The organism is Mesonia mobilis DSM 19841 (assembly GCF_000423405.1).
Lineage (GTDB): Bacteria > Bacteroidota > Bacteroidia > Flavobacteriales > Flavobacteriaceae > Mesonia > Mesonia mobilis.
Genome location: NZ_KE384014.1, coordinates 101,529 through 115,907, shown reverse-complemented (window position 1 = coordinate 115,907; position 14,379 = coordinate 101,529). Strand labels below are relative to the sequence as shown.

The following is a 14,379-nucleotide window of genomic DNA, read 5'->3' as shown; positions in this document are numbered from 1 at the left end:
AAAACAAACTTTACATTAAGTAAACCATACAATACTTTATTTCTCATGTTTTTAGAGTATATTTCAACTAAAAAGATGAATAATAAAGATCAAGAATATATTCGTAGAGCTATTCAATTAGCAAAAGAAGGAATGGATAACAATGCCGGCGGACCTTTTGGTGCCGTGATCGTGAGAAACGGAGAAATTGTTGCCGAAGGTTATAACAAAGTAACCTCAACCAACGATCCAACTGCTCACGCAGAAGTTACTGCGATAAGAAATGCTTGTAAAGAATTAAAAACTTTTCAGTTAGACGATTGCATACTTTATACTTCTTGTGAACCTTGCCCTATGTGTCTTGGAGCAATTTATTGGGCTAGATTTAAAAAAGTATTTTATGCGTTAGAACAAACCGATGCGGCAACTATCGGTTTTGACGACCAATTTATTTATGATGAAATCGATAAAGATAAAGATGCTCGTAAAATTCCGTTTAAGCAAATTGGTCGCGAAGAGGCGCTACCGGTTTTTCAGGAATGGGATCAAAAAGAAAATAGAACAGATTACTAACCCAATTCTTGCCAAACACTCACACTACGTTTAATTTCGTTATCAAGTTGCTCCCACTCTCTCGAATTTCTCGGCGGCGTGCTGGGAGCCAAGTGTGGCAAGACAACCTCAATAATTACAGGTCCGTTAAAGTTTATCGATTGTAAGGTTTTAAAATGCTGAATAAAATCTATATGACCGCTACCAATGCCTCCTCTATTTGAATCTGAAATATGATAACTCGCCAATTGATCTCCTGTTTCCTGAATTGCTTTTACGGCGTCTGCTTCTTCAATATTCATATGAAAACTGTCTAAAACAATTTTTATCTCGTGATGTTCTAATTGATCGAGAAAATTTCGACATTCTAATGCCGTATGCATGATAGAAGATTCGTATCGGTTCACAGCTTCGTAAACCAATTTTACTTTCTTCAATTTTGCGTAAGCATCTAATTTTTTACAAGCTTCAGCTAAAAACGTATATTTTTCAGCTTCAGAAGAGCAGTTAACTGTCCATTTTGGTAAAGCTTGCAAAGTAACCCAAGGTGAATTTGCTTCAACAGCAAAATCGATCACTTCAGAATAATAAGAAATTGCATTTGGTAATGTAGCTTCTGAAGAATTTTCTGGCTTTGCGTAAAAAGGATCGATCGCAAAGATTTTTAAGCCATAACGTTCGGCGATTTCTTTAACATCGATAGGCGAATAATCGGTAAGCTTTTCACAAAAATGCAAACCGTCTAAACCTAAACTTTTTACTTTCGACATCAACTGTTCTAGATCTTTTAAACCTAATGTCCAAGAACACGTACCTAACTCCATTTTTTAATTTAAAGTTATTAAATACTTCAGGTATAACTTCAGGAGAAACGATTTTTAGTTTTATTTTAACCAAATAAAAATGCTTATTTAAACACCTCGAACCTTATGAAGTTGATATCTAAAAAACGATTAAAGAGATTTCTATTATTACTTTTAGGCTTCTTTGTAATAACTATAATAAGCGTTTTGAGTATTGACTATTATGTAAGCAAACAAACTTCAGAAAAGATTTATACTCAAGTAAACAAAATTCCACCGAATAAAGTAGGCTTACTTTTAGGAACTTCTAAATACTTGAGTAGCGGACACATCAATTTATATTATAAATACAGAATTGAAGCCGCAACTAAACTCTATCGATCAGGAAAAATAAAATTCATTTTAATAAGTGGTGATAATGGCTCTAAATCGTATAACGAGCCAGAATTAATGAAACAGGATCTTATTGAAAACAATATTCCTGAAGCTAATATCTTTCTTGATTATGCCGGTTTTAGAACATTAGATTCTGTATTACGCGCACAAAAGATTTTTGGTCAAAACACATTTACCGTGATCTCTCAAGAATTTCATAATGAACGCGCGCTTTATTTAGCGCAATACTTTAATATTGAAGCGGTAGCTTTCAACGCAAAAGATGTAAAACTTAATTACGGACTTAAAACACAACTCAGAGAAAAATTAGCACGCTGTAAAATGATGCTCGATTTACTTTTTAAAGTTGAACCTAAATACCTAGGCGATCCTATTAAAATTGAATAAAACAATAATTTTATATATATTGAAGTTATACTTTATATGAAAACAGACATTATAGATACAAACTATATTAATAACCTAGCAATAATCAAAGTTTGGAAGAGAATCATCTTGGTTTATGGAATATGGTTAATCTACCTAACATCCTTAAATGGAGTAGAAAAAATCTACGAATACGAATCAATCATCTCAATCACATCCAACATATTTATCATTTCTGGATTAGTCATACTTTTACTAAATACAGTAGTTTATTTAAGAATTGGCACATTTGTTTTAAATGAAAACGTATTAATTTTAAATCAAAAGGAAAAAGTACTTGAAATTGAACTTGACGCTATTAAGACTATAGTTTTTGGAAAAGAATATGGTAAATTCTATTACTTAAAAGTCGATCAATCGGATTTCATAATTGAATTAAACGAATCTCAACTATATGATTTTAAGAAAATTATTGATGATTTAAATATCAAAATAATTAATAGAAATTTTACAGATAAACTAAGAGAACGCTTTAATAAAAAGTTGGAGTTTTATAACAATAGAAAAGTATAATTTAGGCTTTATGATCTTTATAAACAGAAACTTCTGCGTAAAAGTCAGTTCTTTTCTCTATATTTATTTATCAAACTACCTTGGTGATCTAATTCTATAATATTGTTACTATAAAATTAACTATCTAAAACCAATTTTTATGAAAACATTTGCTAAAGCCCTATTTGCAATTTGTATTCTTGGTTGTTTTGCGTTTGCAAAAACTTCGACCACTTCCACTAAAGAAACTGTAAAAATCGTGATTGATGCCGGTCACGGTGGTAAAGATTCAGGGCAAAATATTGAAGGAATTAAAGAGAAAGAAGTTGTTTACCAAATCACTCAAAAAATAAAAGAGCTTCATCAAAATAAAAATGTAGAGCTATATTTCAGCAGGCCGAATAATGAATTTGTGTCTTTAGATGAAAGAGTTGAATTTATAAATACTATTCAACCCGATCTAGTGATCTCTTTACATGCTAATGGTCATCCGCAAGATGAAACAAAAAAAGGAATGGAGATTTACTTTTCAAAAAAAAATAAGTTTTCTAAAGAAAATTTTGAATATGGAGGTCAGCTTTCTGGTATTTTTATATTCTCTTCTGCTCAACAAGTAGAAATTAAAAGTGCTAATTTCACAATACTTTCTAAAGTAAATGCGCCCGCACTAATGTTAGAATTAGGGTTTTTAACCAATCCTGAAGAAAGAACCTATCTAAGTTCAAAAGAAGGTCAAACCAAAATTGCCAATAACATTCTCAAATTTATAAATGAAATTTAACGTTATTTTTTTTCGAATAGAAAAAACGTCTGATTTCTAATCAGGCGTTTTTATTTATTTATCATAATTAAGGCTCGTTTCTGTTTTAATCGAAACCATACTAAAAATGATAAACTCAGCCCTAAAGAAACTAAAATAATTACCGCCAACGGAATCATACTCGGCCCCGTATATTTACTGATAATAAATGAGGCAATCGCACCAAAAATCATTTTTAAGCTACCTACTAACGCAGAAGCTCTTCCTGCTCTTTTCGTAAACGGAAATAAAGATAAAGCTGTGGTATTTGGGTTTTGAAATCCTAATAAAAATAAAATTAGAAACAGTAAAACGACCGTCGTATAAAAGTTACTGCTTGCCCAATAACTGTTCGCTAAAAATAAAACTCCCAAACCAAGCAGTAAAAAACCAATGATTAAGGTAATATTGAAGGTTGTATTTCTTTTCAACACCAATCGGTTTAATTGACTGCCAACAATTAATCCGGCAGCATTCATCCCAAACAACCACCCGAACTGAGTTTCAGAAAGATGAAAATTATCCATAAATAAAGTTGGAGCATTACTTATATAGGCAAACATTGCTCCGATGGTTAAGCTTCCCGCAAACGAAAAGGTTAAGAACACTTTATCTTGCAAAATACCTTTATACTTTCTTAAAACTTGCCCTATTTTAAGATTTACAGTCTTATCGGGTTCAATACTTTCCGGTAAAAATTTATAAACGCTTATAAACATTAAACCCGCAAAAACCGCTAAGATCAAAAATATGGTATGCCAAGAAAAATGGGTAATCACAATACCACCTACGGTTGGAGCAATAATTGGAGCGCCACCCATAATTAACATTAAAAAAGAAATTGCTCTTGCTACTTCACTCGGCGGAAAAATATCTCGCACTACTGCTTTTGAAGCTACCATCCCTGCAGAAGAACCAGCCGCTAAAAAGAAACGAGAAATAATTAACCAATATAAATTAGGCGAATAAAAACAACTAAAAGCAGCAATTATGTAAATAACCAAACCGATAAGTAATGGCTTTTTTCGACCGAATTTATCCATAATCGGTCCATAGGCTAATTGTCCAAATGCTATCCCAATAAAATAGCTGGTTAATGAAAATCCAACACGCGCTTTTGTTGTTGAAAATTCTTCAGCAATACTCTCAAAGCTGGGTAAATACATATCTATTGAAAAAGGTCCTAAAGCAATGAGCGTACCCAAAACCAATAGAATTATCTTTTCTTTTTTCTTATCTCTAACGGAAAAATCTTCTTGCATTCGGCAAATTTCGGGCAACAAAAGTTCTTGAAATAGCCTAAAATTTCATTTAACATTTTATTAATACACTATTACGATATCGGAATTATTTCTTCAGAAAATTTAATCGAATAACTTCTTTTTTTATATTCGCACCATTCAAAATTCGGGATGTAGCTTAGTCCGGTTAAAGTGCGCGTCTGGGGGGCGCGAGATCGGAGGTTCGAATCCTCTCATCCCGACAAAGAATACAAAATTAACAAACAGAACAAATTACAATCTTTTGATTTTCAGTATTTTAATAAAAATTGAAGTCAAAAGATTTTTTTTATTATCAAAATTCAGGTGACCTATACGGTTACCTATTCGGTTACCTAAAAAAATATTATCTTTCGATTTATAATGCCGTTTTAGGCACATTGATTTGACTTTCGTTCTATTCATCTTTAAAACGAAAGTATATGCAGACTATCAAAACATTCAGTATTCATTTTTGGATCAATAAGTCCAAAAGAAAAGACTCTAATGCTCCTTTATATGCAAGGATAACCGTAGAGAAAAAGAGAGTCGAAATTAGTTTAAAACAAATGGCTCCTATTGAAAAATGGGATAAGCGCTCTCAACAGGTAAAAGGGAGGAGTTTCGAGAGTAAGCAAATTAATAATTATTTAGATCAATGTAAAGCGCAATTATTTAATTGCTACAGTGATTTGAAATCTAGAAATGAGCTTATTACAGCCAAAAAAATTAAAGCTACTTTTTTAGGAGAAGATAACGATCATAAAAGTTTAATAGAACTTGTTACTTACCACAACGATAAAATGCAATCTAAATTAAAATGGGGTACGCTTAAAAATTATTACTCTACAGAAAAATATTTGAAAAATTTTCTTAATGAGAAAAAACACACCTCAGATATTTATTTATCTGAATTAGATTATAAGTTCATCGTAGATTTTGAGCATTATCTAAACTCCGGTAAGTATTTGAAAAAAAGTCAACCCTTATCTAATAATGGAGTAATGAAACATTTAGAAAGACTAAAGAAATTAACTAATCTAGCCTTAAAATTAGAATGGTTGGATAAAGATCCATTTTTTCAATTTAAATTAAAGTTTCAAAAGTTTGATAGAGTTTTTCTTAATCAACAAGAACTAGAAAAATTAGAGACTTCATATTTAGAAAAAAGAGTTCACCAGATAGTTAGAGATATTTTTGTTTTCTCTTGCTACACCGGACTTTCTTACATTGATGTGAAAAACCTCACAAAAAGTCATTTAACTAAAGGAATGAATGGCAAAGATTGGATTTTTACCCAAAGGGCGAAAAGCGAAGAATATGTAAAAATTCCTTTGTTACCTAAAGCTAAACAAATTTTACAGCAATATGAAAGTGATTCCATAAAAGAAGGTAAATTACTTCCTGTGTATTCCAATCAAAAAATAAATAATTATATCAAGGAAATATGTAAGCTTGTAGGAATTCCTAAAAGCATATCATTTCACTCTGCCAGACATACTTTTGCCACGACGGTAACTTTAAATAATGGTGTTCCTATAGAAACAGTTTCAAAATTATTAGGTCATTCAAAACTATCTACTACACAAGTTTATGCTAGAGTATTGCAATCAAAAATAGGGATGGATATGGATAATTTAGAAGAAAGATTAAAAGCCATATAATGCGGAAAATCTAAGTGAAAACTTTATAGGACTTTATTTTTAATTTTTTAGTTTGAAGGTATTACAACCGAAAGGGATGGAATAGCAAGAGGATAACACGCTACGCGATGTTATAGTATTCCAATCCCTTTAGATATAGGCTATACTTAAATTCAATCTTTCTTTATACCAAGTTTTTTGCAGCAAAAACTTTCATTACTACTATAAACAGGGAAATTTTTACAGCAAATAAAACATTTTAGTTATATTATAATAAATCTTACTTTCCCGCTCCACCCTATTTTTCTCCATTACATTACTAAAAATAAGGTTCACTAAAATCGATCTTGAACCCAAGCTAAAAGAAATTTAATGTGTAATATTTCTATAAGAAATTTACTTTTAACTTAAGTTCGCTTGATTAAAATGAACTAAATAATCTTCTAAGACTTAAAAATCCTACTGACCAATACGCCTTACTTTTTTGATAACGAAAAAACATGAATTAATATTAACGAACGCATAAATCAGTTCGCTTCTCTTCCTTTTTTATAGTTCTTTTTAATATTAATTCATGTAAAAAATAAGTATCAAAAAGGTAATGCGAAGGCACTAAAGGAAGTAAATTAAAAAAGGTAGCTATTAAGGATTTTCAAAATTTAATCTTTCGGAAAAGGCAAATGCTCCAGATAAATAAAGTAAATAGTTTATTGAGTTTCTTTTATATGATGTAGCTTTTTTAATTGGGATAATCTCTTTTTTCCCTCTTCTTGGGATTTTTCTAAAAATAAATAGGCTAACTTATGGGCATCATATCCATCTTCTATACTAATATCATTTTCTGATTTATAGTTCAGGTTATATTGAGCATGGCATATAGCATTATAAATTCTTTTAGAACGGAAAGATTCTTTTGGCAACACAATCTCTGTACTTCTGCTAAAATTCTGACATAGTCTAACCATATAGTTAAGATCGAAATATGATGGCTTATATTCCCAATAAATCCAAAGTAAGGAAGCACAAACTTGAGAAATAGCTTCATGAACTAAAACTAATTTTGCTGCTTCACAAGAAATATCTTCACCCGTATCTAATTTACTTATCAAATACTCTGCTTTACGAATTCTAGATTCCCAGGCTTTTTTTATTCTTTTGTACATAATGGGGTGTTTCATGTATCTCGTAACAACTAAAGTTTTCTCTTGAAATATTATATTTTCAGACAACAAGGTCTGACTCAAAAAATTATCTCCTTCACTCAAACGTGTTGTAATTTCATTATAAGTATAGTGTATGCTATATAATCGTACTTTTTTTTTCATTTTAGAAAAAACCTTTTCCATAAATTCTTTAGGGTCTTTTACATAAGAATTACTTATAATAATTAAAGTAATTTCAAAAAACTCCTTAGATTCAATGGTTTCTGAGTTATTAAAATGGTAAAAACTACTGAGTTGATGAGACCTTATTCCTATCTGGTAGATAGAGTGTACAGGTAGTATTGATTTTATAACTTTTAATAGCATCTTAAAAATATCTTCAGGTAAATGGTATACATTCATATCAGTTGATTTTAATACATAAATTGAGTTTTATTCTATTAGGTACGCATACAAATTCAATAACCTCAAATCATAAAAAAATAAAATGAAAAATTTGCTATTGAATATGTTCTTGAAGTTGCAGAATAACATTACTGTACCCCACCAATAGTATTAGTAAAAAACAAATACGGAGTTGTATTTTACAAGGAAGCGTTATTAATCATATTTATAAAATATTTCATTATCTTTGAGACTATGAGTACAGCAACTAAAACAAGCCACATCGGCAGAAAGATTAGCCGAATTAGAGAACTTCGTGGAATGAAGCAAGAAGCCTTAGCAGCAGAATTAGGAATTAGTCAACAAGGCGTCTCTATTTTAGAACAAAGTGAGAACATTGATGATGAGAAACTTGATAAAATAGCCAAAATATTAGGAGTAAGTAAAGAAGCTATTGAAAATTTTTCTGAGGAATCTATTTTTAATAATATACAGAATAATTATGAAGGGTCTACAATTAATGCAGGTCCTACCGTCCATCATCAATGTACATTTAATCCATTAGATAAACTTGTTGAAAGTTATGAGGAAAATAAAAAGTTGTATGAGCGTTTGCTAGAAGCTGAGAAAGAAAAGATTGCCTATTTAGAAAAATTATTTGATAAATAGCAAAACATTTTTTTAAACAGATAAAAAAGCCATTAGCTCTAAAAAGTTAATGGCTTTTATAATTTCTAAAACTAAAAAAGGCGACAATAAAATTGCCGCCTTGAATGTTTTCACAACGGAATAATCCTTATTGTGAATTGCTTCAGAATTGTAACACAAATATAAAAAAACATTTTAATAAAATTTTACGGATAACCGTAATCTGTCTAAAATTTTTATCTCTATATTTAAAATGTTAAAATTTTAAGAGCATATGAAACGTATTTTAGGATTAGACTTAGGAACAACGTCTATCGGGTGGGCTTTTGTGAATGAAGCTGAAAAAGACAATGAAGAATCTTCTATAATAAAGACTGGAGTTCGGGTTGTTCCCCTTTCAACAGATGAAGAGAACGACTTTAAAAAAGGAAATAGCATTACAATCAATGCTGATAGAACTCTAAAAAGAGGAGCACGAAGAAATAAATTCCGATATCAACTCAGAAGAAAAGCACTTATTAAGGAGTTAAAAAATATAGGTTTTATTAATGAAAACACTAAGCTCACTGAAACCGGAAATAACTCAACACACGAATTATTAAGGTTAAGAAACCGTGCAGTAATCGAAAAAATGGAAAAAGATGAGTTTGCACGTATTCTTCTATCCATAAATAAAAAACGTGGTTATAAAAGTAGCCGTAAAGCTAATAGTAGCGAAGAAGGTGAACTTATAGATGCTATGGGCATCACTAAAAAGCTCTACGAACAAAATTTAACGCCCGGAGAATTTTCATATCAGCTTTTAAAAGAAGGAAAAAAAGCTATACCTGATTATTACAGATCAGACTTAGAAAATGAGTTTGATAAAGTCTGGAAAAGGCAAAAAACATTTTACCCCGATATTTTAAATAAAATATTACGCAAAGAACTCGTAGGTAAAAATAAAAATCAAACTTGGAAAATATGCGAAAATCCTTTCGATATAGAAGGTATTAAACTTGAAGGCAATAGAGATGAAAAAAAATTGGAAAAGTTTAGGCTTAGAAAAATAGCTCTAACTGAGCAAATTGATTTAGAACATTTAGCAATTGTACTCCAAGAAATTAATAATGAGATCAATAAATCGAGTGGTTATTTAAGCGAAATTAGTGACCGAAGCAAAGAGCTACATTTTAATAATTTAACAGTAGGACAATACCTATACAATCAAATTGCACAAAATCCACATAAAAGTTTAAAAAACCAAGTTTTTTATCGTCAGGATTATTTAATTGAATTTCAAAAAATTTGGGATAAACAGGCAGAGTTTTATCCTGCATTAACTGAAAAGTTGAAAGATAAAATTCAAAATGAAATTATTTTCTACCAACGAAGGTTGAAATCACAAAAAGGACTCATTAGTTATTGTGAATTCGAAAGTTGGGAGCAAAATGCCACTGTTGATGGTCAGGTAAAACATAAAACTGTAGGTCATCGTGTTATTCCAAAATCTTCTCCATTATTTCAGGAGTTTAAAGTTTGGCAAAATTTAAATTCTATCAGAATTATTCATATAAAAACCAATGAGGTTTTTCATATAGAAGAAGATTCGAATACTGAGTTATTTCAAAAACTAAACTGGACAGATAAATTAACGAATAAACAAGTTTTAAAAGAATTTAATTTAAAACCAGAGGATTGGAAAATAAATTTTCAGCAAATCGAAGGCAATAGAACGAACTACAATCTTCTTGCAGCTTATAAAGAAATATTAAAGATCGAAGGTTATGACAATATCAACTTCTCTAATATTGAACCTGATGAACTGCAAGAAATCCTAGAGAAATGTTTTGGTGAAATTGGTATCGATAAGCAAATATTAGATTTTAATGCAACATTAGATGGAAATGAATTTTCAAAACAAAAATCCTATGAATTATGGCATCTACTCTATTCATATGAAGATGATTTTTCAAGAACAGGAACAGAAGCCTTAGAAAATAAACTCAAAAATAACTTTGGCTTTAAAGATGAGCATTTACCCTATTTAATAAACATTCGTTTTCAGGATGATTATGGCAATTTAAGTGCAAGAGCCATTCGTAAAATAATGCCGTACCTTCAAGACGGAAAAATCTATTCTGATGCTTGTGAATTGGCTGGTTACAATCATTCTAATTCCGTAACCAAAAAACAAAATGAAAAGCGAGTATTAAAACCAAAACTCGAAATACTTAAGAAAAATAGTTTACGAAATCCCGTTGTAGAAAAAATCTTAAATCAATGTATCAACGTGATAAATACTATCATTGAAGATGAGAAAATGGGGCGTCCAGATGAAATAAGGATTGAGCTTGCTCGCGAACTCAAAAATACCAAAGAACAACGCGACCGGATGACCAAAGCCATTGGCAGAGCTACACGAGAACACGAGAAATACCGTGAGGAAATAAAATCTAAATTTGGATTACCACACGTAAGCCGAAACGATTTAATTCGATATAAACTTTATAAAGAATTAGAATCTAATGGTTACAGAACGCTTTATACAGACGAGTACATCAAACCGGAAGATTTATTTTCCAAAAATTATGATATTGAACACATCATACCAAAATCCAGATTATTTGATGACTCTTTTTCAAATAAAACCCTAGAAACAAGAGAAAGTAATTTAGATAAAGGCGATGAAACGGCCTTAGATTTTGTTGAAAGAAAATTCGGTAAAGAGGGCTTAGATAACTATAGGAATCGAGTTGAAGAACTTTATAAAGCAAGAAAAATAAAAGGTTCAAAACACCAAAACCTTTTAATGTCATTAAAAGATATTCCTGAAGACTTTTTAAATCGGGATTTAGGTAATTCAGCATATATTGCCAAAAAAGCAGCCGAAATCTTACTTGATGTGACTAAACGAGTTAGCTTAACTTCAGGGAAAATAACCAGTAAATTACGAGATGATTGGGGTTTAATTCAAATAATGCAAGAATTGAATTGGGATAAATATGAAAAAGTGGGATTAACCTATTACAAGGAAAATAAAGAAGGAAAAAAACTCCGAAGAATCAAAGAATGGACAAAACGAAATGACCATAGACACCACGCTATGGATGCTATTACGGTTGCATTTACTAAACCAGGAATGATTCAGTATTTAAACAATCTGAATGCGAAAACCAATAAGGAAATCTACAAACTTGAAAATACTTATACCTATAAAGATGATAGAGGCAAACGTAAATTTAAAGCACCTTTTCCTAACATCAGAAAAGCATCCAAAAAGCATTTATCGCAAATTTTGATTTCGCATAAAGCCAAAAATAAGGTTACTACAAAAAATAAAAATAAAATCAATGTAAAAGGAAAAAATACTTTTGTTTATCAAACTGTTGAAACGCCACGTGGTCAACTCCACAAAGAAACCGTTTATGGCAAATCGAAATATTACGAAACCAAATTTGAAAAAGTCAGTGGAAAGTTTGATGAAGATCGCATTGAACTTGTCGCTAACCAAAGTCATAAAAATGCTCTGTTAAAACGATTGGAAGAATTCGAAAATAATCCCAAAAAAGCATTTACAGGCAAAAATTCATTAGCTAAAAATCCGGTTTATTTAAACGGCACTCAAGAAACCCTTCCGGAAAAAGTAAAGTTAGCTTGGTTAGAAGACCGATTTACCATTAGAAAAGAAATAACACCTGACTTGAAAACAGATAAAATTTTAGATAAAGGTGTAAAAAAAATATTAGAAGAAAGACTAAAAGAATTTAACAACAAACCCAAAGAAGCCTTTGCAGATTTAGATAAAAATCCCATTTGGTTAAATGAGGAAAAAGGCATAAAAATTAAACGCGTTAAAATTACAGGCGTTTCAAATGCCGAAGCCTTACATCATTCAAAAAATCATTTAGGTAAGCAGGTTTTAGATGATAAAAATAGTCCTATTCCAAATGATTATGTAAGTACAGGAAATAATCATCACGTCGCTATTTATGAAGACGAAAAAGGTAATCTACAAGAAGAAGTCGTTTCGTTTTATGAAGCAGTTGCAAGAAAAAAAGAAGGATTGCCCATCATTAATAAAAAACATGAAAAAGGCTGGATGTTTTTATTTACGATGAAACAAAATGAAATGTTTGTTTTTCCAAACGAAGAAAAAGGTTTTAATCCAAGCGAAATTGATTTATTAAATCCTAATAATAAAGTTTTGATTAGTGAAAACTTGTTTCGCGTGCAAAAAATAGCTACTAAAAATTACTTTTTCAGGCACCATTTGGAGACTCAACTAATAGATCATAAAAAAACAAGAACTATAACTTGGGAAAATATTAGAAGCTGTAATGGATTAAAAAATCTAGTAAAAATACGATTAAACCATCTGGGAGAAATAGTACAAGTCGGAGAATATTAAAATTTTTAAAATGATTAAACGTACCTTATTTTTCAGCAATCCAGCTTATCTAAGTACCAAAAATGAACAATTGGTGGTAAATTTCCCCGAAGAAGAAAAAGAAGATAAAACAATTCCTATAGAAGATTTAGGCTTTGTAGTATTAGAAAATCCGCAAATAACCCTCACCAATGGGTTACTTATGAAACTAGTACAAAATAAAACTGCCGTTATTACTTGCGACAAGCAACACCTCCCCTGCTCTTTTTTGCAGCCTTTGGTAGGTCATACTGAACAAACGGTACGCTATAGACATCAATTAGATGCGAGTGTTCCACTTAGAAAGCAGTTGTGGCAACAAACCGTTATGGCAAAAATAAATAATCAAGCAATGCATCTTAAACGTTTAGGCAAATATAGCCTTAAACTAGAGCGGTGGGCAACAGAAGTTAAAAGTGGGGACACGCAAAATCATGAAGCCGTTGCTGCGGCTCATTACTTTCAAAATCTATTTGACTTAGAAGGATTCAGCAGAAATCAAAAGGGCGTACCCCCAAACAATTTATTAAATTACGGATATGCCATTTTACGAGCGATAACAGCCCGTGCCATTGTAAGTAGCGGGATGCTTCCTTCGGTAGGTATTTTTCATCACAATAAATACAATCCATTTTCTTTGGCCGATGACGTGATGGAACCTTACCGACCTTATGTAGATGCTTTAGTTAATGATCTGGTGCAAAGTGGTTGTAATCTAGAAGAATTAACAACGAAAATTAAAGTAGAACTTTTACAGATACCTGCTATGGATGTAGCTATTGATGGTAAGAAAAGCCTGTTAATGAATGCCGTTAGCCGTACTACCAATAGTTTATATGAATGTTTTTATGGGAGTAGCCGAAAAATATTATACCCGGATTTTCAATAAAGCTTTAAGAATATAAATACGTTAGTTGTAAAAAGAATAGAGTTAAATAAAAACTCAAGTGAAAACCATAAAATGGATTAATACTATGGAAAATTCACGTTTTTCAAGACTAAATCAATACAGAAGCATGTGGGTACTTGTATTTTTCGATTTACCAACCGAAACCAGAATCGAGCGGAAAGCTGCCACTAGATTTCGCAAACAACTTCTAGATGATGGTTTTGGAATGTTTCAATTTTCTATTTACAGTAGATTCTGTGCTAGCCGTGAAAATGCAGCAGTACATATTAAACGAACAAAAAACAATCTACCCAAAAAAGGAAAAGTAGCCGTGATGCAAATAACCGACAAGCAATTTGGTATGATCGAACTTTTTCACGGAAAAAAAGAAATAGAGCCTGAAGTACCTCACCAGCAATTGGAACTTTTTTAATTGAAAAAATAGCATTAAAAATAACTTATCAAGCAAAGCAAAAGGCTTACTAAAAAGCCTAGTTTTTTATTTCTAATTATACATTTAAAATACAGCATACCAGAT

The 14,379-nt window shown here is 31.0% G+C and carries 12 protein-coding genes and 1 tRNA gene; 10 read left to right on the top strand and 3 right to left on the bottom strand.

Translation table 11 applies throughout. The annotated features are described in order from the left end of the window. The first annotated feature begins 75 nt into the window (after positions 1-75). Positions 76-552: a nucleoside deaminase gene (locus tag G551_RS0114985; protein WP_027886322.1), complete on the top strand. Its 477-nt coding sequence runs from the start codon at positions 76-78 to the stop codon at positions 550-552. On the opposite strand, the gene G551_RS16320 is transcribed toward G551_RS0114985, so the two are convergent. Continuing rightward, the gene (locus G551_RS16320) at positions 549-1,355 is read right to left on the bottom strand and encodes a sugar phosphate isomerase/epimerase family protein (RefSeq protein ID WP_051191431.1); all 807 of its coding nucleotides are present in this window, start codon (positions 1,353-1,355) and stop codon (positions 549-551) included. The two genes, G551_RS0114985 and G551_RS16320, sit on opposite strands and share 4 nt — an antisense overlap. Positions 1,356-1,460: 105 nt before the next feature. Here G551_RS16320 and G551_RS0114975 point away from each other — a divergent pair, with 105 nt between their 5' ends. The 3 genes from G551_RS0114975 to G551_RS0114965 all read left to right on the top strand — a co-directional run bounded on the left by G551_RS0114975 (position 1,461) and on the right by G551_RS0114965 (position 3,429). After that, positions 1,461-2,117: a SanA/YdcF family protein gene (locus G551_RS0114975; protein ID WP_027886321.1), complete on the top strand. Its 657-nt coding sequence runs from the start codon at positions 1,461-1,463 to the stop codon at positions 2,115-2,117. 36 nt (positions 2,118-2,153) lie between these two features. Further along, positions 2,154-2,669 (top strand): hypothetical protein, encoded by a 516-nt coding sequence (locus G551_RS0114970; protein WP_027886320.1) that lies wholly within the window; start codon positions 2,154-2,156, stop codon positions 2,667-2,669. 139 nt (positions 2,670-2,808) lie between these two features. Then, entirely contained in the window at positions 2,809-3,429 is a 621-nt protein-coding gene (locus G551_RS0114965; protein ID WP_027886319.1) for an N-acetylmuramoyl-L-alanine amidase family protein, read from the top strand. Between the two features lie 50 nt (positions 3,430-3,479). Here G551_RS0114965 and G551_RS0114960 read toward each other — a convergent pair whose 3' ends face one another. Then, positions 3,480-4,709: a multidrug effflux MFS transporter gene (locus tag G551_RS0114960; RefSeq protein WP_027886318.1), complete on the bottom strand. Its 1,230-nt coding sequence runs from the start codon at positions 4,707-4,709 to the stop codon at positions 3,480-3,482. A 146-nt stretch (positions 4,710-4,855) separates the two neighbouring features. Here G551_RS0114960 and G551_RS0114955 point away from each other — a divergent pair. Next, positions 4,856-4,930 (top strand) — tRNA-Pro (locus G551_RS0114955). Between the two features lie 219 nt (positions 4,931-5,149). Next, entirely contained in the window at positions 5,150-6,370 is a 1,221-nt protein-coding gene (locus G551_RS0114950) for a site-specific integrase (RefSeq protein ID WP_027886317.1), read from the top strand. A gap of 686 nt (positions 6,371-7,056) precedes the next feature. Here the strand turns inward: G551_RS0114950 and G551_RS0114945 are convergent. After that, the gene (locus G551_RS0114945) at positions 7,057-7,914 is read right to left on the bottom strand and encodes a hypothetical protein (RefSeq protein ID WP_027886316.1); all 858 of its coding nucleotides are present in this window, start codon (positions 7,912-7,914) and stop codon (positions 7,057-7,059) included. Between the two features lie 237 nt (positions 7,915-8,151). Here G551_RS0114945 and G551_RS0114940 point away from each other — a divergent pair, with 237 nt between their 5' ends. From G551_RS0114940 to cas2, 4 genes are all read left to right on the top strand, one after another. After that, on the top strand, positions 8,152-8,565 hold the full coding sequence (locus G551_RS0114940) for a helix-turn-helix domain-containing protein (protein WP_027886315.1): 414 nt from the start codon (positions 8,152-8,154) through the stop codon (positions 8,563-8,565). A gap of 253 nt (positions 8,566-8,818) precedes the next feature. Beyond that, entirely contained in the window at positions 8,819-12,934 is a 4,116-nt protein-coding gene (cas9, locus tag G551_RS0114935) for a type II CRISPR RNA-guided endonuclease Cas9 (RefSeq protein WP_027886314.1), read from the top strand. Positions 12,935-12,944: 10 nt separating this feature from the next. Next, positions 12,945-13,841: a type II CRISPR-associated endonuclease Cas1 gene (gene cas1 / locus G551_RS0114930; protein WP_027886313.1), complete on the top strand. Its 897-nt coding sequence runs from the start codon at positions 12,945-12,947 to the stop codon at positions 13,839-13,841. Between the two features lie 85 nt (positions 13,842-13,926). Next, complete coding sequence (gene cas2, locus G551_RS0114925; RefSeq protein WP_027886312.1) at positions 13,927-14,274, top strand: CRISPR-associated endonuclease Cas2; 348 nt, start codon at positions 13,927-13,929, stop codon at positions 14,272-14,274. The last annotated feature ends 105 nt before the right edge of the window (positions 14,275-14,379 follow it).

Bases quoted from the DNA above. Each gene is read 5' to 3' on its own strand.
- G551_RS0114985 (WP_027886322.1), top strand. From the start codon at position 76: ATGAATAATAAAGATCAAGAATATATTCGTAGAGCTATTCAATTAGCA.
- G551_RS16320 (WP_051191431.1), bottom strand. From the start codon at position 1,355: ATGGAGTTAGGTACGTGTTCTTGGACATTAGGTTTAAAAGATCTAGAA.
- G551_RS0114975 (WP_027886321.1), top strand. From the start codon at position 1,461: ATGAAGTTGATATCTAAAAAACGATTAAAGAGATTTCTATTATTACTT.
- G551_RS0114970 (WP_027886320.1), top strand. From the start codon at position 2,154: ATGAAAACAGACATTATAGATACAAACTATATTAATAACCTAGCAATA.
- G551_RS0114965 (WP_027886319.1), top strand. From the start codon at position 2,809: ATGAAAACATTTGCTAAAGCCCTATTTGCAATTTGTATTCTTGGTTGT.
- G551_RS0114960 (WP_027886318.1), bottom strand. From the start codon at position 4,709: ATGCAAGAAGATTTTTCCGTTAGAGATAAGAAAAAAGAAAAGATAATT.
- G551_RS0114950 (WP_027886317.1), top strand. From the start codon at position 5,150: ATGCAGACTATCAAAACATTCAGTATTCATTTTTGGATCAATAAGTCC.
- G551_RS0114945 (WP_027886316.1), bottom strand. From the start codon at position 7,914: ATGAATGTATACCATTTACCTGAAGATATTTTTAAGATGCTATTAAAA.
- G551_RS0114940 (WP_027886315.1), top strand. From the start codon at position 8,152: ATGAGTACAGCAACTAAAACAAGCCACATCGGCAGAAAGATTAGCCGA.
- cas9 (WP_027886314.1), top strand. From the start codon at position 8,819: ATGAAACGTATTTTAGGATTAGACTTAGGAACAACGTCTATCGGGTGG.
- cas1 (WP_027886313.1), top strand. From the start codon at position 12,945: ATGATTAAACGTACCTTATTTTTCAGCAATCCAGCTTATCTAAGTACC.
- cas2 (WP_027886312.1), top strand. From the start codon at position 13,927: ATGGAAAATTCACGTTTTTCAAGACTAAATCAATACAGAAGCATGTGG.